The organism is Intestinibacter sp. (assembly GCF_034113885.1).
Taxonomy (GTDB): domain Bacteria; phylum Bacillota; class Clostridia; order Peptostreptococcales; family Peptostreptococcaceae; genus Intestinibacter.
Genome location: NZ_JAXEWM010000161.1, coordinates 1 through 24,046 on the forward strand (window position 1 = coordinate 1; position 24,046 = coordinate 24,046).

General features: G+C 30.2%; 25 protein-coding genes. 8 read left to right on the forward strand and 17 right to left on the reverse strand.

The annotated features are described in order from the left end of the window. Window positions 1-54: 54 nt before the first annotated feature. The 3 genes from SPD90_RS09735 to SPD90_RS09745 all read right to left on the reverse strand — a co-directional run bounded on the left by SPD90_RS09735 (window position 55) and on the right by SPD90_RS09745 (window position 3,072). Complete coding sequence (locus SPD90_RS09735; protein WP_320925098.1) at window positions 55-852, reverse strand: HAD family hydrolase; 798 nt, start codon at window positions 850-852, stop codon at window positions 55-57. A gap of 115 nt (window positions 853-967) precedes the next feature. After that, complete coding sequence (locus tag SPD90_RS09740) at window positions 968-1,918, reverse strand: ADP-ribosylglycohydrolase family protein (RefSeq protein ID WP_320925099.1); 951 nt, start codon at window positions 1,916-1,918, stop codon at window positions 968-970. A 506-nt stretch (window positions 1,919-2,424) separates the two neighbouring features. Then, entirely contained in the window at window positions 2,425-3,072 is a 648-nt protein-coding gene (locus SPD90_RS09745) for an SGNH/GDSL hydrolase family protein (protein WP_320625413.1), read from the reverse strand. A 276-nt stretch (window positions 3,073-3,348) separates the two neighbouring features. Between SPD90_RS09745 and SPD90_RS09750 the strand changes: the two genes are divergently transcribed. The 5 genes from SPD90_RS09750 (at window position 3,349) to SPD90_RS09770 (ending at window position 9,095) form a co-directional block, all read left to right on the forward strand. Further along, window positions 3,349-4,449: an N-acetylmuramoyl-L-alanine amidase gene (locus SPD90_RS09750; RefSeq protein ID WP_320925100.1), complete on the forward strand. Its 1,101-nt coding sequence runs from the start codon at window positions 3,349-3,351 to the stop codon at window positions 4,447-4,449. A 15-nt stretch (window positions 4,450-4,464) separates the two neighbouring features. Continuing rightward, on the forward strand, window positions 4,465-5,136 hold the full coding sequence (locus tag SPD90_RS09755; protein ID WP_320624760.1) for a response regulator transcription factor: 672 nt from the start codon (window positions 4,465-4,467) through the stop codon (window positions 5,134-5,136). A 13-nt stretch (window positions 5,137-5,149) separates the two neighbouring features. Next, window positions 5,150-6,163: an ATP-binding protein gene (locus SPD90_RS09760; RefSeq protein WP_320925101.1), complete on the forward strand. Its 1,014-nt coding sequence runs from the start codon at window positions 5,150-5,152 to the stop codon at window positions 6,161-6,163. Between the two features lie 147 nt (window positions 6,164-6,310). Beyond that, a complete protein-coding gene (locus SPD90_RS09765; protein ID WP_320925102.1) occupies window positions 6,311-7,078 on the forward strand; it encodes an ABC transporter ATP-binding protein in 768 nt (255 codons plus the stop codon). Next, complete coding sequence (locus tag SPD90_RS09770) at window positions 7,071-9,095, forward strand: ABC transporter permease (RefSeq protein WP_320925103.1); 2,025 nt, start codon at window positions 7,071-7,073, stop codon at window positions 9,093-9,095. The genes SPD90_RS09765 and SPD90_RS09770 overlap by 8 nt, the downstream gene beginning before the upstream one ends. A gap of 153 nt (window positions 9,096-9,248) precedes the next feature. Here SPD90_RS09770 and SPD90_RS09775 read toward each other — a convergent pair whose 3' ends face one another. The 4 genes from SPD90_RS09775 to SPD90_RS09790 all read right to left on the reverse strand — a co-directional run bounded on the left by SPD90_RS09775 (window position 9,249) and on the right by SPD90_RS09790 (window position 11,584). Beyond that, window positions 9,249-9,422, reverse strand: a complete 174-nt coding sequence (locus SPD90_RS09775; protein WP_290686004.1) for a (2Fe-2S)-binding protein — start codon at window positions 9,420-9,422, stop codon at window positions 9,249-9,251. Between the two features lie 94 nt (window positions 9,423-9,516). Further along, complete coding sequence (locus tag SPD90_RS09780) at window positions 9,517-10,149, reverse strand: manganese efflux pump MntP (protein ID WP_320625627.1); 633 nt, start codon at window positions 10,147-10,149, stop codon at window positions 9,517-9,519. Window positions 10,150-10,396: 247 nt separating this feature from the next. After that, window positions 10,397-11,185 carry a peroxide stress protein YaaA gene (yaaA, locus tag SPD90_RS09785; RefSeq protein WP_320925104.1) on the reverse strand — a complete coding sequence of 263 codons (789 nt, stop codon included), beginning with the start codon at window positions 11,183-11,185 and terminating at the stop codon, window positions 10,397-10,399. Between the two features lie 9 nt (window positions 11,186-11,194). Further along, on the reverse strand, window positions 11,195-11,584 hold the full coding sequence (locus SPD90_RS09790; protein ID WP_320925105.1) for a PH domain-containing protein: 390 nt from the start codon (window positions 11,582-11,584) through the stop codon (window positions 11,195-11,197). A 279-nt stretch (window positions 11,585-11,863) separates the two neighbouring features. Here SPD90_RS09790 and SPD90_RS09795 point away from each other — a divergent pair, with 279 nt between their 5' ends. Then, complete coding sequence (locus SPD90_RS09795) at window positions 11,864-12,703, forward strand: ZIP family metal transporter (protein WP_320925106.1); 840 nt, start codon at window positions 11,864-11,866, stop codon at window positions 12,701-12,703. Between the two features lie 58 nt (window positions 12,704-12,761). Here the strand turns inward: SPD90_RS09795 and SPD90_RS09800 are convergent, their stop codons facing one another. Then, complete coding sequence (locus SPD90_RS09800) at window positions 12,762-13,367, reverse strand: sugar O-acetyltransferase (protein WP_320925107.1); 606 nt, start codon at window positions 13,365-13,367, stop codon at window positions 12,762-12,764. A 168-nt stretch (window positions 13,368-13,535) separates the two neighbouring features. Here SPD90_RS09800 and codB point away from each other — a divergent pair, with 168 nt between their 5' ends. Together codB and codA are read left to right on the forward strand one after the other, a co-directional pair. Continuing rightward, complete coding sequence (gene codB, locus SPD90_RS09805; protein ID WP_320625233.1) at window positions 13,536-14,780, forward strand: cytosine permease; 1,245 nt, start codon at window positions 13,536-13,538, stop codon at window positions 14,778-14,780. A 2-nt stretch (window positions 14,781-14,782) separates the two neighbouring features. Continuing rightward, entirely contained in the window at window positions 14,783-16,018 is a 1,236-nt protein-coding gene (codA, locus tag SPD90_RS09810; RefSeq protein ID WP_320925108.1) for a cytosine deaminase, read from the forward strand. 49 nt (window positions 16,019-16,067) lie between these two features. Here codA and SPD90_RS09815 read toward each other — a convergent pair whose 3' ends face one another. The 9 genes from SPD90_RS09815 to SPD90_RS09855 form a co-directional block, all read right to left on the reverse strand. After that, a complete protein-coding gene (locus SPD90_RS09815) occupies window positions 16,068-16,526 on the reverse strand; it encodes a GyrI-like domain-containing protein (RefSeq protein WP_320625231.1) in 459 nt (152 codons plus the stop codon). Window positions 16,527-16,618: 92 nt separating this feature from the next. After that, a complete protein-coding gene (locus SPD90_RS09820) occupies window positions 16,619-17,515 on the reverse strand; it encodes a helix-turn-helix transcriptional regulator (protein ID WP_320625230.1) in 897 nt (298 codons plus the stop codon). A 21-nt stretch (window positions 17,516-17,536) separates the two neighbouring features. Then, entirely contained in the window at window positions 17,537-18,238 is a 702-nt protein-coding gene (locus SPD90_RS09825; protein WP_320925109.1) for a gamma-glutamyl-gamma-aminobutyrate hydrolase family protein, read from the reverse strand. 484 nt (window positions 18,239-18,722) lie between these two features. Then, window positions 18,723-19,517 carry a hypothetical protein gene (locus SPD90_RS09830; protein WP_320925110.1) on the reverse strand — a complete coding sequence of 265 codons (795 nt, stop codon included), beginning with the start codon at window positions 19,515-19,517 and terminating at the stop codon, window positions 18,723-18,725. Window positions 19,518-19,699: 182 nt separating this feature from the next. Beyond that, a complete protein-coding gene (locus tag SPD90_RS09835) occupies window positions 19,700-20,551 on the reverse strand; it encodes a GIY-YIG nuclease family protein (RefSeq protein WP_320627342.1) in 852 nt (283 codons plus the stop codon). Between the two features lie 133 nt (window positions 20,552-20,684). Continuing rightward, on the reverse strand, window positions 20,685-21,446 hold the full coding sequence (locus SPD90_RS09840; protein WP_320627343.1) for an ABC transporter ATP-binding protein: 762 nt from the start codon (window positions 21,444-21,446) through the stop codon (window positions 20,685-20,687). Continuing rightward, the gene (locus SPD90_RS09845; RefSeq protein WP_320627344.1) at window positions 21,439-22,500 is read right to left on the reverse strand and encodes a FecCD family ABC transporter permease; all 1,062 of its coding nucleotides are present in this window, start codon (window positions 22,498-22,500) and stop codon (window positions 21,439-21,441) included. Before SPD90_RS09845 ends, SPD90_RS09840 begins: the two co-directional genes overlap by 8 nt. Further along, window positions 22,481-23,518, reverse strand: coding sequence for an ABC transporter substrate-binding protein (locus SPD90_RS09850; RefSeq protein ID WP_320925111.1), 1,038 nt, complete (start codon window positions 23,516-23,518; stop codon window positions 22,481-22,483). Before SPD90_RS09850 ends, SPD90_RS09845 begins: the two co-directional genes overlap by 20 nt. 56 nt (window positions 23,519-23,574) lie before the next feature. Continuing rightward, window positions 23,575-23,808 (reverse strand): hypothetical protein, encoded by a 234-nt coding sequence (locus SPD90_RS09855; protein WP_320627346.1) that lies wholly within the window; start codon window positions 23,806-23,808, stop codon window positions 23,575-23,577. Window positions 23,809-24,046: the final 238 nt, after the last annotated feature.

The following is a 24,046-nucleotide window of genomic DNA, read 5'->3' on the forward strand; positions in this document are numbered from 1 at the left end:
CTTTCATAAAATACACCGTATATTTCTAATTTCTAAATTATTATATCCAAATAATTAAATTTTAAAGTAGCTCTTTATAACCTCCATAACTCCATTTTCATCATTTGATTTAGCTTGGTAGTTGCTGATTTCTTTTAATTTAGGATGTGCATTCTCCATAGCATAGCTGTATTTACAGCTTTGAAGCATTTCATAGTCGTTTAAATAATCTCCAAAAGCCATCGTTTCATCGTAAGTTATGTCATAACATTCTTGTATTCTCTTAATAGCTTCTCCTTTATTTACTCCTGGATTCATAAAGTCCATCCAAAATTCACTAGATACACAAATTAAAAAATCATCCTCTACCTCATCAAATTCATGAGATAGGTATTTTTCAGAATTTTCATCGTGGAATAATGCTATCTTACAAATTCTATCTCTACCCTCTCTGACAACATCTAACACATCATCTAATACCTCTATTCTATCGTAATACATAGCCACATTTTTTTGAAAAAATTCGCCTGTATTTTCAGTATAAGCTCCCTTTTCACCAGATAATACTATTGATGTTCCCTTTATTTTTCTAGCTATTTCAATTGGTTTAAATAACTTTTCTTTATCTATTTCATCGAAATATATCATTTTATCGTTATCTAAAACCATACTTCCATTTTCACTTATATAAATTAAATCTTGATCGAATCTCTTAAATATCTCAGCTAAATTGTAGTATTGTCTACCACTCGCCACTATAAATCTAACATTTTTTTCGTTTAATTTTTCTAAAACATAATCCATCTCTTTAGGAAAATTTTTTTGACTGTCTAAAAGTGTTCCATCCATGTCACTTGCTACTATTTTAACCATATTTTTCTCCTTAATGTTTCAATTATAACCATATATTTCTAAAAATAACCTATATGTATTTTAACATACTCTAAAAAATAAGAAAATTTTTGCACAAAAAAATCTAGATAAAAATCTAGATTTCTTCAAAATTTATTTTATCTATTAAATTTAATATATCTTCTTTTCCTCTAATTAATTCATACCATCTAGTAGGTATTCCCTCAAATCCATAAATAATTCCTGCTAATCCACCTACAACAGCTGCTGTTGTGTCGGTGTCATTGCCAAATGCTATCGCTTTTTTTATAGCTTCTTCATATGAGCTACTCTCTCTAATAACCTTAAAGGCAGTCTTTAAGCAGTCAATTACATATCCAGTACCTCTTTCAACTATATTTCCATCTGGCAAGATATTATTTTCAAATTCATATAAATACTCTTCCTTATATTTATATATATTTCTAAGAGATTTAACAGCATCATTATATGCTTCTTCAAACGCCATGCCCTCAAGCATGTATTTTGCTATTAAATTATAAAATGCACAGCATACATGGTTACAAATATGACCATGTGTAATCATAGCCTGTTCATGAGAATCAATAACTAATTTTACATCTCCTTCATTTTCAAGAAGTGCTAGAGCCAATGTTCTCATCAAAGCTCCATTTCCTTTTCCTTCTGGCTCACATAGACCAGATTTTCTTGGGCTTGTACCCCTTGCATAATCTGCTAAGGCTCTTAAGGTTTGTATTCCTACATCAAAAATATTTCCATCGACAGCCCATAATCCATCTGACAGCCATGCCAAAAATTTCTTAGCTACATCGTCTATATCAAATCCATCACATTCTATGTAGCTATCCATAATGCATAAAAATTGGGCACTGTCATCTGAATATGTCCCAAAAGGAACATCGCTATAAGTTTTTCTAAAACCATCTGGTGTAATTATATCAATTTTATCTAACTCCGGAACCCTCTCCTTTGGAGTAAATTCATATGGTACCCCCACAGCATCACCTATAATCAATCCCCAAATTCCACCTAAAACCTTATTTCTTGGATACGACACTTTATTCATAGTACATGCCCCCTTTAAAATAAACTTTGTTAATATTATATCTTATATTATAAATTAAAAACCTGTTATTTTCACATTTTTTTAATTGAAATGTACAAAAATTCCATTAATACTATCAATATTTTCACAAAAAAAATAGTTGGCGCTATTTTCACCAACTAAACATCTAAAAACCAGACCTTGTAAGTTTACGCACTCTGATTTTATAAAATTTTTAATCAATATTTGAGATTGAAATGTATATTGAAAATATTAAGGAAGATAATCTTAATATATTAATTCTATACACCTTTTCAAATCCCTTCAATATTTCAAATTTTTTTTGATTTTTTATTTTACAATTTTCCTTATATTTCATATCATTTATATATCTTTATATTTTTATTTTAAAATAAACTTTATAAATCTATTTTCAAAAAAATAAAGAAAGAAGATAGCGCCGCTCCCTATCAACTTTCTTTTTTAAAAGTTAAAACATATTAAAATATACTCACTTTATCTAAAAATTATTCCATAATTTCTTTTATTTTATCCTTAAAAGCATAAGCTAAAATTCTATGACCTTCTTGATCTAAATGTAGTGAATCCTCATGGCTCGGATTAACATAAAATCCTGCATCCATAAAATAAGCTCCATGATCCTTTGCTACCTTTTCGTAGCATTTAGAAAATTGTAGACTTTTTTCTCTCGCTACATTTCCACCAAATGAATCTGAATAAGGAGATTCTTCTATATCCTTTCCTATATGGATAGGAGCTACTAATAATACCTTACATGGGTTGTGGTCTTCATTTTTTGCCTTACTAAAATTAATAGCCTTGTCCACTATCTTTCCTGCACCATCTGCTATATCAGCAGCAGGCATGTTAAATCTCTTCTTTAAATCATTACTTCCTAGCATTATAACTACTAAATCCACAGGATAGTTGCTCTTTAAAGCGACATCAAAGTATTGTTCTCCATTTCTATTTTCTCCCATTGGATCATCTAATATAGTAGTTCTGCCATTTAAGCCTTCTTCTATTATTTTGTAATTTCTACCTAGCATGGATTGTAATCTTCCTGTCCATCGTTCATTTGTATTAAATCTTTGTCCATTAAGAGGATTATATCCATAGGTGTTTGAATCTCCATAACATAAAACATTAATCATTTTACATACTCCTCCTCAATTATTTTCAGTATTAATTATTAAAATATAATATTTAAAATAAATTCCATACTTCATTTTTATTTTTCTGAAAATTTAAACTATTTAAATTTCTAAAATATGAAATCTTGTACCCATATATAATAATACCACTATGAAAATAAAAAATAAATATGTTTTAGAAGCATTTATAAATGGTTACATTTTATTTACAATAAAAACATTTTCATGATATAAAGCTAAAATAAGTATATAATTTACTCGAAGGAGGGATTATATATGAAAAAATCAATTACACTTTTATTGACATTTATACTGACTTTCAATATATTTTTTGTAAATAATAGCATAATATCAAAAGCACAAACTTCACCAACTAAATCAGCTATTATCACAGCAAATACTACATATTTAAGAAGTGAGCGCAGTACTAGCTCTTCAAAGCTTAAAACTCTAACAAAAAACAACATTGTAACCGTAACAGGATATAAAGGTAACTGGCTTAAAGTTAAATCAGGCACAAAGTCGGGCTACATATTATCTAAATACGTAACAATCATGAAGGAGCAAACTACAACATCATCTGTCAACTTTAGAAAAGGACCTGGTACAAGCTATTCAGTAATATCTAAGCTTCCAAAAGGCAGAAAAATCTATCTAATATCTAAATCAGGTAATTGGAGCAAAATTTATTGCAATGGAAAAATAGGATATTTATCAAGTAAATACACAAAAGGTAAATACAGAATATGTATAGATGCTGGTCATCAAACAGTAGGCGATACTTCTAAAGAACCTATTGCCCCTGGATCCTCAACACTAAAATATAAGGTTTCTTACGGTGCAGTCGGCTCATATACGAAAATTCCAGAGTACAAAACTAATCTAAATGCATCTAAAGTACTTAGAGATATATTAGAAAGTCGCGACTACGATGTAATCATGATAAGAGACATAAACGATGTAAAAATGAGTAATATAAAAAGAGCACAATTTGCAAATAAAAATAATTGTGATTTAGCAATAAGAATACACTGTAATTTTGCTGAAGAAAGTGATACAAAAGGTGCAACTATATTTACTCCAGCATCTAACAACAAATATATCTCATCGAATGCATATAAATCTATCTGCAAGCAAAGCTATAATATATCTGAACTGATAAATAAAAAGTTAAAAAACAAAGGTATTAAAATGCTTGGAAATGAAATTTATCCAACTTCGAATTTAACTGGATTCAATTGGTCTGAAGTCCCTTGCGTGCTTTTTGAAATGGGATTTATAAGCAATAAAACTGATGACTATAATTTAAATGATCCTGCTTATCAAAAGAAATTTATGCAGGGTGTTGCCGATGGAATAGATACCTATTATAAATAAGAAGGTGGTGTTTTTATGCATAAAATTTTAATTATAGAAGACGATGAAATTATAGCAAAATCAATCGAAAAGGAAATCTCAAACTGGGGATTTACTGCTAAGAGGATTACGGATTTTCAAGATATTATACCTCAATTTGTGGAGTTCGATCCGCAATTAGTGCTTTTAGACATTACACTTCCGTTTTTTAATGGATACCACTGGTGTACTGAAATCAGAAAATTATCTAAGGTGCCGATAGTATTTATATCCTCTGCATCTGATAATATGAATATCGTAATGGCTATGAATATGGGTGGAGATGATTTTATAGCTAAGCCTTTTGATTTACACGTTTTAATCGCTAAAATTCAGGCTATATTAAGACGTACCTACGACTTTTCGACTCAATCTAATTTATTAGAACACAACGGAGCTATTTTAAATATAAACGACAATTCAATCTCATATAAAGGAGAAAAGGTTGAATTGACTAAAAACGAATATAAGATACTTCAAACTCTTTTAGAAAACAAAGGAAAAACTGTCAGTAGAGATAACCTAATGATAAAATTATGGGAAACTGATAATTATGTTGAGGAAAATACATTAAACGTAAACATCACTAGACTTCGTAGAAAATTAGAGGCCATCGGTCTTAAAAATTTCATCAAGACTAAAAAAGGTCTAGGATATATTATAAATTAAGGAGGCTAGTAATATGAACGATTGTGAAATTAAGCTTACAAATATAATTGCTAGCTATATAAAACAGTATATAAAGCCAATTATCCTATTTATAATATTTGTAATTGTATTTTGTGTAGTATTTTCTCTATACGATTTAGAGCTTGAGGCAATTTTATATTCAGCTATTTTGTGCATCTTTATAGGTGCGATTTCTATATGTATAAATTTTATAGATTACTATAAAAAACATATTAAGCTTTATAACTTACAAAATGAAATTTCTCTATCATTAGAAAATTTACCAACACCTAAAAATTTAATAGAAGGCGATTACACTAATTTAATTTTAAATATAAATAAAGACTATAAAAATTACATATCCAAATCAGATATAGCCAAGACAGATATGCTCGACTACTATACGATGTGGGTTCACCAAATCAAAACACCTATATCAGCTATGAAGCTCCTAATACAAACATCTGAAAGTGAAATATCAGGTGATCTTTCCTCAGAGCTATTTAAAATCGAGCAATATGTAGAAATGGTATTATCTTACATAAGACTAGACAACAGCGGAAACGACTTTGTAATAAAAGAATACAATTTAGACGATATAGTAAGACAAGCTATTAGAAAATACGCTCCACTTTTTATCAGAAAGAAAATTGCATTGGATTTTCAAAATACAAACTGCAAAGCTTTAACTGACGAGAAATGGCTGGTATTTGTAATAGAACAGCTACTTTCTAATGCTATCAAATATACTAATAAAGGTAAAATTTCAATTTATTCATTAGAAGATAAAAAACTCGTTATAGAGGATACAGGTATTGGTATTGCTGAAGAAGACATCCCTAGAATTTTCGAAAAAGGCTTCACAGGATACAACGGTAGAACAGACAAAAAAGCGACAGGTCTAGGACTTTACCTATGTAAGAAGATAATGAGTAAGCTATCTCACAGAATTTCTATAGAATCCGAAATAGGCGTAGGAACTAAAGTAATTCTAGATCTATCAATGATAAATCTAAATGTAGAATAAAATAAACATTACAGCTCAAAATTACATCAATGTAAGTTTAAAGGGGGAAATGTAAGCCAAAGAAATGGTTAAGTATTTCCCCCTTTTGCTATAATTAACTCATAAATAAGAAATCAACAAATTAAAATATAAATGGAGGTCTTTAGAATGGCAATTTTGCAAGTTAATAATTTGAAAAAAGTATATACAACTCGCTTTGGCTCTAACCAAGTTAAAGCATTATCTGATGTATCATTTTCAGTAGAACAAGGAGAATACGTCGCTATAATGGGTGAATCTGGTTCAGGTAAAACTACCTTACTTAATATACTAGCTTCACTAGATAAACCAACTAGCGGTGAGGTTTTACTAAACGGTAAAAACATAGTATCTATAAAGGAAAAAGAAATCTCAGCATTTCGACGCAATAATTTAGGATTTGTATTCCAAGATTTCAACCTATTAGATACATTTTCATTAAAGGATAATATATTTCTACCACTAGTTTTATCAGGTAAGAAATTTGATGAAATGAATGAACGCTTACAACCTCTAGCAAAAAAATTAGGTATAGCTGATTTGCTAGAAAAATATCCATACGAAGTATCAGGTGGACAAAAACAGAGAGCTGCAATTGCAAGAGCGCTTATAACTAATCCTCAGCTTATACTAGCTGATGAACCCACTGGAGCTCTAGACTCTCACTCTTCTGATGAATTACTACAATTATTTGAGGATATAAACAATGAAGGTCAAACAATAGTAATGGTAACTCATAGTACAAAGGCAGCAAGCAGTGCTAAGAGAGTTTTATTTATAAAAGATGGTAGAGTATTCCATCAGCTTTATAGAGGTTCTTCTTCTCAACAAGAAATGTATCAAAAAATTTCCGATACTTTGACTATGATTGCTACAGGTGGTGTTAGAAATGAGTAGATTCTTTTATTTTAAATTAGCAATCACAAACATCAAGAAAAATGCAAAGACATATGTACCTTATATGATTACATCAATACTTACAATATCTATGTTCTACATCATATGCTCTCTAGGCAATAACCCAAATATAACTAAAGCATGTGGAACAGATTCAATGAAATATGTATTATTCTTAGGTACATGGGTATGTGGAATATTTGCAGTAATATTCTTGTTTTACACAAATAGCTTCCTTATGAAGCGTAGAAAAAAGGAATTCGGTCTTTACAATATCTTGGGTATGGAGAAAAAACATATCTCCATGGTTGTATTATGTGAAACACTTATCATGAGTATAATAAGCTTAGTTTTAGGTCTTGTAGTAGGAATTTTATTCGATAAATTAATGCTTTTAGTAATATTATCTATGTTTACTGTAGAAATTCCTCTAGGATTTCATATATCTCCTGAATCATTCCCTGCTACCTTGACTTTATTTACTGGCATATTTGTACTGATATTCTTAAACAGTATCAGACAAATTCACCTAGCTAAACCAATAGAATTACTTCAAGGTAGTACAGTTGGAGAAAAAGAACCAAAGGCAAAATGGTTAATAGCACTAATCGGAGCTATATGCTTAGGATCAGGTTACTATATTTCACTTACACTTACAACTACTAATCCGATAGCTACATTAAATATGTTCTTCATAGCAGTAATTTTGGTAATTATAGGTACTTACCTTCTATTTACAGCTGGTAGCATAGTTTTATTAAAAGCTCTACGCAAAAATAAAAACTACTACTATAAAACTAAAAATTTCATATCTATATCAGGTATGATATATCGTATGAAACAAAATGCAGTAGGTCTTGCCAATATATGCGTGCTATCGACTATGGTATTAGTAATGATTTCATCTACATTTTCACTATGGAATGGTATGAACGATGTTTTAGATAACTTTTATCCAAGGGAGTTTATATTTACACCATTTGAATACTCTGAGAAATCTGCATCTGATTTAAAAGTTTGGGTAAAAGACACATTAGATGAATGTAATCTAGAACCAAAAGACATCATTGATTACTCTTACTTAAATTTCGCTGTTGTTCAAGATAAAGATAGTTTTATAATGTATAGAGATAACCCTGTGTATTCAGATATGATAAATGACATTAGAAACTTATTTTTTATAACTCTAGACGATTATAATAAAATGACTAACTCAAACGAAACACTAAAAGCTGATGAAGTCCTTGTATATTCTAATCGCGATAAGTACGACTATAAAGAAATGAAGCTTTCAGATAAAACATTTAAAGTAAAAGAAACATTAGATAATTTTCCTAATAATAGAATTATGTCATCTGATGTCGCTAGTAGCCATTTTATGATAGTCAAAGATATGTCTGTTATAAATGATTTAGATAAAATACAAAACGAAATATACGGCGATATGGCGTCTAGTATTCAATATTACTATGCCTTTAATGTAGATGCAGACACTGAAAAAATACTAGACATAAACAATAAATTTGAAAATGATATACAAGAAATGGGAACATACGGAGAAAATACAAATAAATATGTCTATGAAGGTCGTTTCGATTGTCGTGAAACTGAAAAGAATGATTTTATCGGAATGTACGGTGGGCTTTACTTCATAGGTGTATTTTTAGGAGTATTATTCATAATAGCCACTATACTAATTATGTACTATAAACAAATTTCTGAAGGATACGATGACAAGAGTAGATTCGAAATAATGCAAAAGGTAGGAATCAGCCACGAAGAAATCAAAAAATCTATACACTCTCAAGTGCTTACAGTTTTCTTCTTACCACTGATTGTAGCTGGTATCCATATAGCATTTGCATTCCCATTTATAACTAGACTTTTAGCTATATTGAACCTTACAAATGTGAAGCTATTTGCTATGGCAACTGTCGGAGGATTCTTGTTATTCTCAGTATTCTATGCCGTAGTTTATAGAATCACAGCTAGAAGCTACTATAAAATAGTCAGCTAATAATATGCTAAATTAATTTTGTTAACACTATTCAACTTAATATATATTTATTCCAAATAACTCTTCGATAATTTAATTTTATCTAGGAGTTATTTTTTTATAAAAAAACCTCACCAAATTTTAAAGCTTGATGAGGTTGATTTTTGATTAAAATTATTTTAATAATTCATCTAGTACTTCTTGTATATCATCTTCACATATGCCACAGATAGTACCTGCTTCTGTAGCCTCTTTAATATCGTCTAAAGTTTTAGCTCCTTCTTTTACTGCGTTTTTTATGTCTTCATAGCTTACATTCATGCACTCGCATATTATTCTGTCTTCCATTTTGTTCCTCCTGATGTCTATTTGATTTATTTATGTCTTTATATAAATTTATAAAAATATTATACCCTCATATTTTTTTAATTATACATATTTTTTATAACATATTGATAATACCTAAATGCTCAATTAATATTTTACATCCTAATAATATAAGTATAATTCCTCCTGTTATTTCGGCTTTTAATTTGTATTTTAGTCCAAATACATTTCCTATTTTCACGCCTACTGCTGAAAAACTAAATGTAACAATTCCTATAAAGCATATTGCAGGTATGATATTTACATCTAAAAAAGCGAATGTAACTCCCATAGCTAATGCGTCTATACTTGTCGCTATTGCAAGTAAAAACATTGTTTTAACGCCTAAAATTTCTTTAATATTATCTTCTATACAGCTTTGAGTTATAGCTACACCATTATCAACTTCAATACTAGCTTGATTTTCCTCCTCATCATCTGATAAAGCCTCTTTTATCATATTTGCTCCAATCAAAGCAAGCAATCCAAACGCTATCCAATGGTCAATGCTCACTATATATATTCTAAAATTAACACCTAATAAATATCCTATTAAAGGCATTAACGCCTGAAAAAATCCAAACCATAAACCTACAATACTCGCTGATTTTAGGTTTATTTTTGGTAAAGCAAGACCTTTGCAAATTGATACAGCAAATGCATCCATAGATAGGCCTATGGCCAAAATAAAAAGTTCTAATAATCCCATTTCTTTCCTCCTTAAAAATAAAAAAGACTCACAGATAATAACATATCTAAAATACTCAAATTTTAAACATATCATTATCTATGAGTCTCGTTTTTTAATGTAATACCGGATTTTATAATCATTATGTCGACATTACAACGGCTCCGCCGCAAACTACTCCCTCATAGGAGCTATTAAATTTTCAAAATCCAATTTAAAATTACTATAGAATAAATTAATTATAAAATACCTAAAATTAAATTGTCAATTATTCTTTTATAAATACATAGTTATCCTTCTGAGATCTAGCCTCACTGTATTTATAACCCATACTATTAAATTTTTTTAATTCCTCTAAACTAGTAACATTATTCTCTGCCAAATATTTTACCATCTGACCTCTAGCCATTTTTACAATCGTTCCCTTTTCAACTACCTTCTCATCCTTTAATTCTCCAAATGTGCATGTTATAAATTCAATTTTTTTATTATATGCGCCCTCTTTAGAATTTATTATACTCTCTTCATTCTTAGGCAGATATTTTTCTATGCATTTGCTATATTCTTTGGATGCTAAATTTATTATTAAATCAGTTTCAGAAAACAACTGCGCTGCTATTTGATCAGACCAGTAGTCGTATAAATTTTTATTCTGATGCTTTATTAGCTTTGCCTGCATTTCAAGTCGATATGGAACTACTCCATCAAGTGGTCTCAATATACCGTAAAATCCAGATAAAATTCTAAGATGCTCTTGAAGATATTCAAGTGAACTTTGATCCAAAACCTTAACTCCCATATACTGATACTGAATACCCTCATATGAAAATATCGCTGGAGTTAGTCGCTTGTTTAAATTCATATTTTGAAATCTACTGTAGTTTAATTCAGCAATTTTATCGTTACATTTCCATATAGATTTACATTCCTCATAAGGTAAACTCTTTATATAATTCTTGAGTTCCTCAGCTTTATCTAAAAATATAGGCATATCTCTATATTCAAAAATATCATCGCTTACATTCATCTTCTTAGCAGGTGAAATAATAATTCTCATAATGAATTCCTAATCTTGATCCTGATCTTGATCTCCATCATCGACTGTATCAACCATATTTTCTCTAGTGTAGACTCTTCTAGCCATTCTTTCTTCTTCAACACTTTGTGATAATAACTCTTTTACATTTTCTCCATCTTTTACATTTATAATGTCAAAATTACCTAATGTTTTATCACTAGAGTTACAATGAATTGTACTTAGTCCAAAAATTCTTTGCATTAAAGTTCTACTTAAAGACACATCTGTTATTCTGTATAATCTAACCTCATCTTGTTTTTGAGTTAAAAATCCCGAATTTATAAAAAGACGGTTACTTGTTAGACGATATGTTGTAAAACTAAGTGGTAATCCCAAAAAAAGTACTCTCTTACGATCTGACCATAATTCCTTTTCCATAGTATTTTCTCCTTTCTATATCCTGTAGATTAATTTTTATTAATATTTTTATTTTCTTATTAAATATTATACTATATTATATTCTCATATAAAATTCAATCCTATATGTTTATTTATATTAATACTATGTTATAATAAAAAAGTCTTATAATACCAAATTAATACAATTTTTTCAAACATATGACAAAAACTTACTTATACTTTTTATGATATAACGCCATATGTATTACAAAACTAATAATGATATATTATATTTTCAAATTTTAGGGGGGATCAACCATGGGAAATATAGGAACTCTAATTTTAGTTACAACTATTGCAGGCGCTGTTGGAACGGGATTAGGTGGAGTTGTAGGTGCATTATTTAAAAAAGACTCTAGCCGAACAGTAAGCTTACTTCTAAGCTTTGCAGGCGGGGTAATGATAAGCATTGTTTGCTTCGACTTAGTTTTAAGTGCAATTGAAACAAAAACTAATATAAATATTATCATATTAACAATACTTCTCGGTGTAGCAATCGTATATTTATTAAACTATTTAATAGATAAACGTACTAATCCTGAGGTTCCGCATATTGATTCAAATCATCCTCAAACGGCTGATGCACTAGATGAATTAATACATAGTAATCATTTAAATGAACATATTAAGAAAAAGGATAACTCTATATCTTTATTTATAGCTGGTGTAGTTATGGCATGTGCAATTGCGCTTCACAATATACCAGAAGGCATGACAATAGGAGCATCTTTTGCAAATACTGATGGTGTATTAGTAAATTCAGCATTAATTTTATCTGTACTTATCGGACTTCATAATATACCAGAGGGCATGGCAGTTTCTGTTCCATTAATCAGCGGTGGTATGCCTAAACCAAAAGCCATATTAATAACTGCTCTAAGTGGTGTTCCTACTATCATAGGTGGATTACTTGGTTATGTTATAGGTGATATTGGACCTTTAGGATTGGCACTTAGTCTTTGCTTTGCAAGTGGTGCGATGCTATACGTCGTGTTTGGAGAAATCTTACCTCAAGCAATTTTACTTTATCGAAGCAAATTGCCAGCATTCTCAACTATTATAGGAATGGCAGTTGGATTACTTATAATATATGCATAAAAATATCAGCGCCCTCAAATATATTTAGGGGCGCTATTTATATGTCCTTTTTAATAATTTAAAGTAAATGCATCTTTGAATCTTCTTCTGTAATTTCTCTGACTGGCTTACAAGGAACTCCATAAGCAAGATAGTTAGCTGGTATATCCTTTGTCACTACACTTCCTGCTCCGATTACAGCGTTATCCCCTATCGTAACTCCGCCTAAAACTACTACATTTGCCGCCAACCATACGTTATTGCCTATATGAATTTCATCTGCAAATTCAGACATAGATACATGTCCATCTGGATATTTCATAGCTATTCTCTCCTGAGCAATTAGTGGGTGATTTGTAGCCATCAATGATACATTTGGACCAAACATAACATTGTCGCCTATGTAGATTCTAGCATCGTCCATAACCATTAAATTAAAATTTGAGAAGAAATTTTCACCTATAAAGGTATGTGTTCCGTAATTAAATTGTATAGGTCCTTGGAAATAATATTTTTCCCCGATTTTGCCTATAAATTCTTTTATTATCGGCAATCTAGCTTCATCGTATTCATCCATTGTATTAAATTTTTGACAAAGAATATGTGCCTTGTGTTTTATATCCTTTAATTCCTTTGTTCTAGCATCAAATAGCTTTCCTGCAAATATTTTTTCTTCATCTGTCATAACAACACCTCCTAATAATACTTTATTTATATTATAAATCTCAAAATTACATTTTTTACAAGATACTCCTATTATTTTTTTTATTATTTTGATAGACTTAAATTTAGGGATAGATATGTATTGCTACATATAATCCAAATATAAAATAAATAAAGAAGGGGAGATTTTATGGAAACTAAAAACAAAAAAGTAACATCTGAAGATGCTGACTTTTCATTAGAAAGAGTGCCGGATTCCGCCAGAAAAGGTTTCCGTAGTATGTTCTTTGTAATGCTCGGCTTCACATTCTTCTCTGCCAGCATGAGTGTTGGTAGTAAATTAGGTAATGGACTAGATCTTAGCAATTTTATTTTGGCTTGTGTTATAGGTGGTATAATTTTATCTGCATATTGCGGTCTATTAGCCTATATTGGTTCAGATACTGGTATGAATATGGATCTTTTATGCCGTAATGCATTTGGTAAAAAGGGATCTTATCTATCATCATTCGTACTAGGATTTACTCAAATCGGCTGGTTTGGTGTTGGGGTTGCAATGTTTTCAATTCCTGCAGCTCAATTATTAGGTATAAATGAATGGGTACTTACTATAATAGCTGGTCTTTTAATGACTGCAACTGCTGCAACTGGTATGAAAGCATTAGAAGTCGTAAGTACTATTTCGGTTCCTTTGATAGTAATTCTAGGTGTTTATTCTATGTTCGGAGCAACTACTGAAGGTGGAGGTCTAGTTACTATATTTAATCAATCAGCTGGACAAATAACTCTATTTACTGGTATAGGCTATGTTATTGGTTCGTTTATATCTGGAGGAACTGCAACACCTAACTTTATACGTTTTGCTAAAAACAACAAGGTTGCAGTATGGACTACTGTAATTGCTTTCTTCTTAGGAAATACTCTTATGTTCTGCTTCGGTGCAGTAGGTGGTGCATTCACAGGCAAAGACGATATATTCTATGTTATGATTGCACAAGGACTTGCTATTCCTGCTCTAATAGTATTAGGTGCTAATATTTGGACAACAAATAATAATGCTTTATACACTGGTGGTTTAGCACTTTCTAATATAACTGGTGCTCGTATGAAGCTTACTACTTGGATCGCTGGTATTGTCGGTACTGCACTAGCTATTTGGCTGTATTGGAACTTCACTGGTTGGTTGAATATATTAAACTGCGCTCTACCTCCAATAGGTATCATAGTAATTTTAGATTTCTTTAAAAATCGCCAAAAATACGACGGCGAACGCAAATTACCAGTTGTAAATTGGTTTAATGTATTAGGTATTGTTATTGGTGCCGTAGTTGCCAATACATTACAATGGGGAATAGCTGCTATTAATGCTATGGTAATAGCTGCAGTTTGTTACTTTGTAGGACAAATTTTTTCAAAAGATAATGAGGAGGCTTAATCATGTTATTTAAAAATGGACATATTGAAAATTCTGTAGAATCTGTAGATATTCGTGTTACTGATGGTAAATTTGAACAAATAGGAGCAAATCTAGAAGCTCGTCCTGGAGAAGAGGTTGTAGATTGTACTGATAAATTAATTCTACCTCCTTTTGTAGAATCTCATGTGCATCTAGATACTTGTTTGACAGCTGGTCAACCTCGTTGGAATATGAGTGGGACTCTATTTGAAGGTATAGAAAGATGGGAGGAAAGAAAAGAATTCCTTACTAAAGAAGACGTAAAAAATCGTGTAAACAAAGTAGTTCGTATGCAAGCAGCTAATGGTGTTCAACACGTTCGTACTCATGTAGATATAAATGACCCTAAATTAACTGCATTAGAAGCTATCTTAGAGCTTCGTGAAGAAGTAAAGGATTTTATCGATATCCAAATTGTTGCATTCCCTCAATATGGTATTCTAAGCTACCCAAAAGGGAAAGAATTACTAGAGGAAGCACTAAAAATGGGAGCAGATGCAGCAGGTGCAATCCCTCACTTTGAATTCACTCGTGAATATAGTGTAGAATCTCTAAATATATGCTTCGAATTAGCTCAAAAATACAACAAGCTTATCGATGTGCACTGTGATGAAATAGATGACGAGGCTTCTAGGGGACTAGAAACTCTTGCAACAAGAGCCTATGAAACTGGTATGAGAGATATGGTTACTGCTTCTCATACTACTGCAATGCACAGCTACAATAATGCCTATATGATTCGTTTAATGCGTTTATTAAAAATGTCTGGTATTAACTTTGTAGCTAACCCTTGTGTTAATATGCACTTAGGTGGTCGTGTAGATACTTATCCTAAACGCAGAAGTCTTACTCGTGTTAAAGAGCTCACTGCAGAAGGATGCAATGTTTCCTTCGGAAATGATGATATTTTCGATCCATGGAATCCACTTGGTAACGCAAGTATGCGTGATGCTGTTTTTATGGGATTATATGCAGGTCATATGCTAGGATATGAAGAAATTATGAATTCATATAAATTCGTAACAACTAATGCTGCTCGTACTCTTCACCTTGGAGATGGATACGGTATCAAGGAAGGTAATGATGCTAGCTTTGTAATAATGAATGCTAAAAATTACTACGATGCACTAAATTATGATGAACCTGTTTTAGCATCTTATAAAAATGGTAAATTAATTGCTAAAACTGAGCCTAAAAAGACAGAAGTTTTCGTATAAAAATAAATAAGAGGCTGTCGCAAAAAAACTTGCGATAGACCTCTATTTTTTATTTTAATGCTACATAAATATCAATCTCTGCATCATCGATTTCTGCATTTTTATATTCCTCAAAATCTGCAACAAAGCTTCTATCTAAATTCATTTCCCAAATTTGTTGCCAAGCCTCTGCTACAGCAGTCACCATATTTCCTCGAATAGAAAATCTTGCATATTTTCCTGCTGGAATAATTTTTTTTGTCAAATTGTAATTTTTTATTAACTTGTCATCTTCTTCAGATGATACTTCATTACCTACTGTTACCAAATAATTTTCTCCAGCGTAATCAGAATAAAGTCCTATAGAAAAATCATTCACTCTATTTTTTAATTTTTCATTTATTCCATTTTTATAAAAGTTTTCCCATAGTCCTCCTATAACTTGTCCCATATCTTCGGAAGTATTAGATGTTGTTGCACTTAAACCAACAAGTATTTTTTCTTTTAAATTAACTATTTCATATTCCATAGTAAACCTCCTAAATTTTTTTAAAGTAATATTTTCTATGTAATAATTATAGTATTTTAAATATGACATATATTTGTCTTATTTTAAATTTTCTACTTGTATAAATTCAAAGTTTCTTGTAGTTGTTGTTTTAATTTTTCACGCACTTCCTTTGGCTCTAAAACTTCGCAATAAGGTCCAAAAGTCGATATATAATAAAGTGTCCATTGATCATCAGGTAAATCTATTTCTACAATAAAATCTTCATCCTCTGTTTTTTTATAATCTTCAAATTCATCATAAACCCTATAAGCCATCTGCTTATCTATATGTAATTTTAAATGTACAAGCTTTTCGACATATTTATTTTCTTCGTGCAAAACTTGACCATATGTTGTATGCTCTATAACTTCTTCTGTAATTTTTAAATCTTTTACTCGCATTAGTTTAAAAAATCTGTAGTCTTGACGTTTCCTACAATAACCATATAAATACCAGGCTTCTCCTTTAAAGCATAATTTCAATGGTTCGACATATCTTTCTTCTTTATTGCCCTTGGAATTCGAATAAATAAATGTTACTAGTTTTCTTTTACAGATAGCATTTTTCAAATTTTTAAAAATATCTGCTTGATCATTTTGGTTTGACCATGAAGAAAAATCTACCTCAATCCAATCTATATAAGATTCACCAAAAATACTTGTGAATTTTTCTAAAAGCTCATTTTTTTCTCTTAAATCTACAGATTTAAAAGCACTCAATGAAGATAAAATATTTTCCTTATCCTCCTCCGTCAAAACACTCTTATCCAGTACAAAATCAGGCAAAAGAGATATTCCCCCACCTCTACCTTTGTTCATATAAATAGGTATTCCAGCAGAAGATAACATATCTACATCTCTGTAAATTGTTCTAGTTGAAACCTCAAATCTATCCGCGAGCTCAGAGGCAGTTATTCTATCTTTTTGAAGTAACAAATATACTATTTCAAATAATCTATTGATTTTCAATGATTCACCTTCTTCTAATATTTACTTATCTATAGCCTTAACAAAAGCTCTGATTATAGCATTATTTTCTTTGCTATCCTCCCATAAAAACTCTGGATGCCATTGCACTGCCATGACAAATTTTTTATTAGGCAAAGTAATCGCCTCAACTAATCCATCCTCTGAAATCGCATTTGCAACTACATTTAGAGCTAGGTCTTTTATAGCTTGATGATGATAACTATTTACTGACAATTTATCCACACCAATTATTTTAAACAATGGAGTATCTTTCAAAATATCCACAGTATGTACACCTCGGTTATATGGTTTTGTCATAGAATGTTTAGTTTCTGAAGGGTATTCTGTTGGTAAGTCTTGATATAATGTTCCCCCCAATAATGCGTTAAACAACTGAATGCCCCTGCAAATACCAAGAACAGGCTTGTCATTTTCTATGGCCTTTGTAAATAAATATTTTTCCATTTCATCGCGAGAATCACATAATAATCCACATTTTTCATTTTTTTGATTGTAAAATTTGGGGTTTACATCGTGTCCACCTGTGAATAAAATCCCATCGACCATATCAAAGCATTTATCTAAAACCTCTTTATCTGTGGATAAAGGTAAAATAATCGGAACTGCACCATTATTTTCTAAAGCATTCATATATCCTGGTAACATCCATATACTCTCTTTTTCATCATCCCAAAGTGGAATAACTCCTACAATTGGTTTCATAGTATCATCTCCCTTAAATTGTAAATTTTCTTATTATAATTATACAATTATTGGAACTAACCACAATATTTTAAATGCAATATAAATAAATTGATATAAATATTTTATATAGATGTGCTATTTTTAAACAAAAAAAAGCATAACACTTTTTTTAGTTATGCCTAGGTCATAATTAAAAGGAATTTGTTTGCAGATAATCAATTCCTTATATATAATTTTTATTTTATTTACTATATTATAACTTTTTGCGCTTTCATTGTACAGAGTTTTTTTTTATGTTTTTCTTGTTTTTCTATTCTCTCTTTCAATATTTGTTGCGTCTTTTTCGACTCTTCATACAATCTACTAAATAGCATTCCTATATTAAAAAAGCCATAACTGTTAATCTTAAAAGAATCCAGTAGTAGCTTTATAATTTACCAATATTCGATAATATTATGTATATATCATCGAATGTAGAGAAAGGCTTTATCCTACAATATTTTTAATTCTTTTTAAATAATGGAATCAAGCAAATAACTGCACCTATTAAACCAACTGCAATTAATCCAATACCAGCTGTTTTATTGTTACTAGAAGAATTACTAACAATTTCATCCTTACTAATTTCACGGTCATAGATATAAACTGCATAATCTTTCTCACCAATAACTCCATCTTTAACAATACCAGCAGCCGTATAAACATCAGCTAGGTCATCGGGATCAATAGAATACCAAGTAACACGCAAGTCACCAACATCCCAATCTCCATCAACAGAATTACTATATGTTTTATCGTCTATTGGCACAAGGTCAAACACTTTCTTTCCATTTTTCAAACCACTGACTTCCAACTTTTCAGGCTGTGTTTCAAAATTAACATATTTTTTAAGGCTAAATTTTTCAAGTATTTCATCACTTAGAAGAAGATCACTATCACCTATCTTCACTTTACCACAAAATACTTCTGCTTTTGGCTCACTTGGAAATGCAGGATTCTTAAATATACGTTCTTTCTTAAATATTTCCATTTTAACCTGTGGATGATGTTTATCAAAAAAATCCTTTCTTAATTTTTCATTAAACTTATAATATTGATACATCTCTACCTTACGAATCAGAATAGGACTATCCACCTTAATACCGAAGTCTGGATCTTCTGCTCCTTCCAACATAGTTAATTTTCCAGTGTATGCTTCTATATCACCTGGACCTTCATCACTTAGATTCATTGTGTAAATTCCGAAGATAATCAGCAGTGCTGATACAATAAGTAAAACAATTCTTTTTTTGCTCATAATACCAGTACCCCCTAATGATTTAATTAATAATTTGTTTTCAAATTATTAATTAAATTATAGCAAGGAGTATTAATTTATAAAGTAGAACTCACATTTTTCAATATGTAAAAATAATACTTTTAATTGTATTTAAAACTATACTTTTTTTATCAAACAATATACATAACACAAATCATATACTAGTTATCGTTATATCCATTCTTAATAGTACCTAAACATTTCTTCCAATATTGTTCTCTTTCTAGAATTTTAATTGGATCATATGATAAATTAAAATACTCAAGCAATGTATATGTAAAATACTTTTCAAAATACTCTGCACCCTTCTTCTCATAAAGTTCAATTAACTTTTTATTTCCACCATGTTTTGAGTCTAAGTAGTTTCCCCATCTTTGAGCAACTCCTTCTTCACCAGTAGCAGATCCAATGTAAAGCTTTCCAGTATGTGTATCTGTAAGACAATACACACCTGTAACCTTCTTTAATGCCTCATAATATGTTGGTAGCATTCTGCCATTGAATATATCTTCTAATCTATGAAATGGCAAGTGAACTCTGTCATAACCTTCAAATGTTTCTCCGCTATAAATAAAAGGTAAGATTTCTTTAACTGTTATTTGTTCAAGATATTTATTTAAATTAAACACATATCTAGAAAAAGTATTTCCTTTTTTACATTTAACAATTAAGCGTCCAAAAAACGGCTTAAATCTATCAAGAATCTCTACATTAGCCCAAGTATCTTTAGGTGTATCAATTATCTTTGCTACAGAAATTAATAACCATTCATCATCGGTCATTCTTGAAAAACTAAACACCCATTGTCCTGGACGGAAATTTCTTTTATCTCCATACCAACCCCAATAGGAACAGTCCTTACAAGTACCAGTTGCTTTTTCTTCTTCTGTATGTTTAAGCCATCTGTCAATGAACGATTGTCCACCTTTTCCAGCTTTCATGTTAAACTCAATCTTGCTGTTTTCTATTTCTTCTCTTGTTAAATTTAGTACTTTGTTTAGCAATAAATCCATTATCTTCACCACCTTATTACTATTCTTACATCGATTTATAATTAATAATATCTCTTACCTAACTTTATTTTGTTAATCATCTAGAAATTCAAATATATAATAAATTATTAAATGATAATCTTTTTTAATTTTTTTACAAACTAAATTCAATAAGATTATCAGTACGAAGCAAAATATGCGGTCCATAAACATCATATATGTGTTCTTGGGTAAATACTTGTTTTGGATTTCCAAATGCTAAAACATGCTTATGATTTAAAAGACACACAATAGAGTCCACACAAAAACAATGATTTGGATTATGACTTGTAAGAATTATGGTCTTTCCAAATTCATCTTTAAGCCTCTTTAAAAGAATCAATAATTCGGCTTGCTTTTCTAAATCTAATGCAGACATTGGTTCATCCATTACTAAAACAGGAGCTTCTTGAATAAGAGCACGTGTAATTGTTACCCATTGTTTTTGCCCTCCTGAAAGCGAGTTAAATGGTTGTGTTAATATTTCCAAAACACCCGTTTGTAAAGCGTATTTTTCTACAATTTCATAATCAGAACTTGTTGGACTTCCAAAAGCAATATATGGATTTCTTCCCAATACGAGATAATCTTTCACTTTCAAATCGCAATTTAAATTAATATTTTGCGGAACATAACTAATCATTTTCGAAAAGTCACTCTTAGATATATCTGACACTAATTTACCGTCAAACAAAATCGAACCCTTTTGAATAGGTATATTATTCAACAAGCACTTAAGCAATGTTGTTTTACCAGAACCATTGTTTCCCATAAGAAATAAAATTTTACCTTTATCTATGTCCATAGATATATCAGAAAGAACCTCTTTTTTCCCATAACAACAACTAATATTTTTAACAGAAATATATTTATTCATTGATATCGCTACCCTTCCTGATTAGTACAATTGTATATATAAATGTACCCAATAATCCAGTTATAATACTTAATGGTATTTCATTTACAGATAAATTACGTGCAACCAAATCTACTAAAATCATAAAAATACCACCAAAAATAAATGATATCGGAATAGAATATCTATTATCTCCTCCAACAAGTGCTCTACTTATATGTGGAACAACTAATCCTACCCAACCTACATTACCACTTAAACTAACAGATGCGGCCGTTAAACAAGTGGAGAAGATAATAACAAGAAATCTATAAAATTTGTAATTCAATCCTACTGAAATTGCTTCATCTTCTCCAAGTGACAATACATTTATTTTCCAACGCAGAAGCATGATTCCAGTTAATGCAATAATATAAATCGGCAATACAGTAAAAATATTTGCATAAGAAACACCAGAAAGTTCTCCCATAATCCAAAAAGTAATTTCGGCTAATTTTTCTTCATTATCTGCAACGAATTTAATTAATCCTATTATAGAATTCATTAAAGATCCAACTATAATACCTGACAATACCAATGCAATAGTTCTAGAATTTCTAAATAATTTTGGTAATAATAATGCAAGAAACACAGAAATAATACCAAAAATAAATGCAAAAATTCCTATAAAATAAGAACTTACATTTAATAAAATAGAAATTGCAGCACCTACACAAGCCCCAGCACTTACTCCAAGTACATCTGGAGATACAAGTTTATTATTAAATGTACTTTGAAATGTACTTCCAGACATAGCTAAACAACTTCCTACAATAAATGCAGCAATAGTACGTGGCAAACGGATTAATTCTATAACTTTTTCAGATGTTGCATCTACAATAAAATTTGTTTTAAAAATAATATTACTTAATGATTTACATACATCTGGAATTGAGATATTATACTGTCCTAAAACTAATGATGCAGTTATAGATATTATAAGAAGAATAAGCATAATACAAATGCAAATATGATATTTTATTTTATCCGTTTTATTTACATTATGAATCATATTCTTAATCCATTCTGCTTCCATCTGGACTAAGTCCTTTAAGCATGTAATTAATTTTTTCCTCTGAAACTTGAATTCCATAAAATTCATCAAAAAATGCTTGGAAATCATTTACAACATCATAATCAAAAAGCTTAGGATAAATTTGTTGTGCTGAATATTTTAATAAAAGTGGCGCCTCAACACCATATCGTTCAAAAGAAGTAAAACCTACTGGAGTTAAATAAATATCACCATTTTTTACAGCTTCTATATTTTTCCATTTTGTATCTGCAAGCAATTGCTCTTTTCTTGTATTTTCTGACCATCCACCAATCATGATTGCTTCAGGATTAATTTGTAAAATTGCTTCTTCATTTATAGAATCGATATTATCATACTCTTTTGTAACTAAAATTGCACCAATATTATCAAACCATTGTTCAACAATCGAACTCCCACCTACAGTTGTACACAATCCTCCAGCATCAATTGCAACAGAAGCATCTATAAAATAAACCTTACGTTTTTCTGTATCGTCTAGTTTTGAAATAGTTTTTTCAATTTCAGATACAGTTTCTTTATAATAAGAAATCCACTTATCTGAATACTCTTGTGCTTTTTCACCAAAGATTTCTCCAAGAAGCTCAACAGCAAAAATAAGTTCTTCATCATTTCCATATGAGAAAGTAATTGCTGTAACTCCTGCTTCTCTTAATTCTCTTGCTGTAGAAGCATCTTTTACAATTACAAGATCAGCTTCAGACTCATAAACAGCTTCAGCAGTTGGTGAATAACCAAATCCTTTAAGTTTATCTAAATTAGATATATATTCTTTAGACCAAGTATGATAAAATACAGACTTATGAATTCCAACAAGATGATCCTCTAGCCCCATTGCAACCATAAATTCCATGGCATTTTGAGAAACACAAATTACTTTATTTATTTCTGCAGGACATTCTACTTTATCACCAACACAATCCACAATAGTTTTTACTTGTGATTCATTTTTATTTCCACAAGCAGTAAGCCCAGTTCCAGTAATACATATAATACACAATAAAGCCACTAATTTATAAACTATTTTTTTCATTTATATTTTCCTCCCCCACTCAGTTAATTTATAATAGTTTTTATCAAATTATTACCACTCTTTTTTCTAATAAATCCGATTGCAGCACCTCCCATAAGAATACTCTCTAATAGTTCAGTTATTGTTACTGTAAAAGCCTCCCTTCCTATATAATCACCTCCATCCATTACTGCTCTATCTACTGTAACATCTATTGCAGCGTCAGTGAAATCCTTATCTCTAGATAATACATCATAGATATTTTCATCAAGTTTCAACTCTTACTGCAATTTTAAACACTTATTATAGTTTCAGTTATTAATGCTGTAATTTTACCTGTTAACTTTGCTTGACTCTGTTATCATCTTTTAAGCAAAAATTAACACGTTTTTACCATTATTTTATCAAATATTTTAATTAAATAAAGTATTTTTTATTAGAAATAATCAAAATTTTCAAAAAATTTATAGTTTTAAAAATAAAAAAGCTGGAACTATTTCTAAAATAGAACCAACT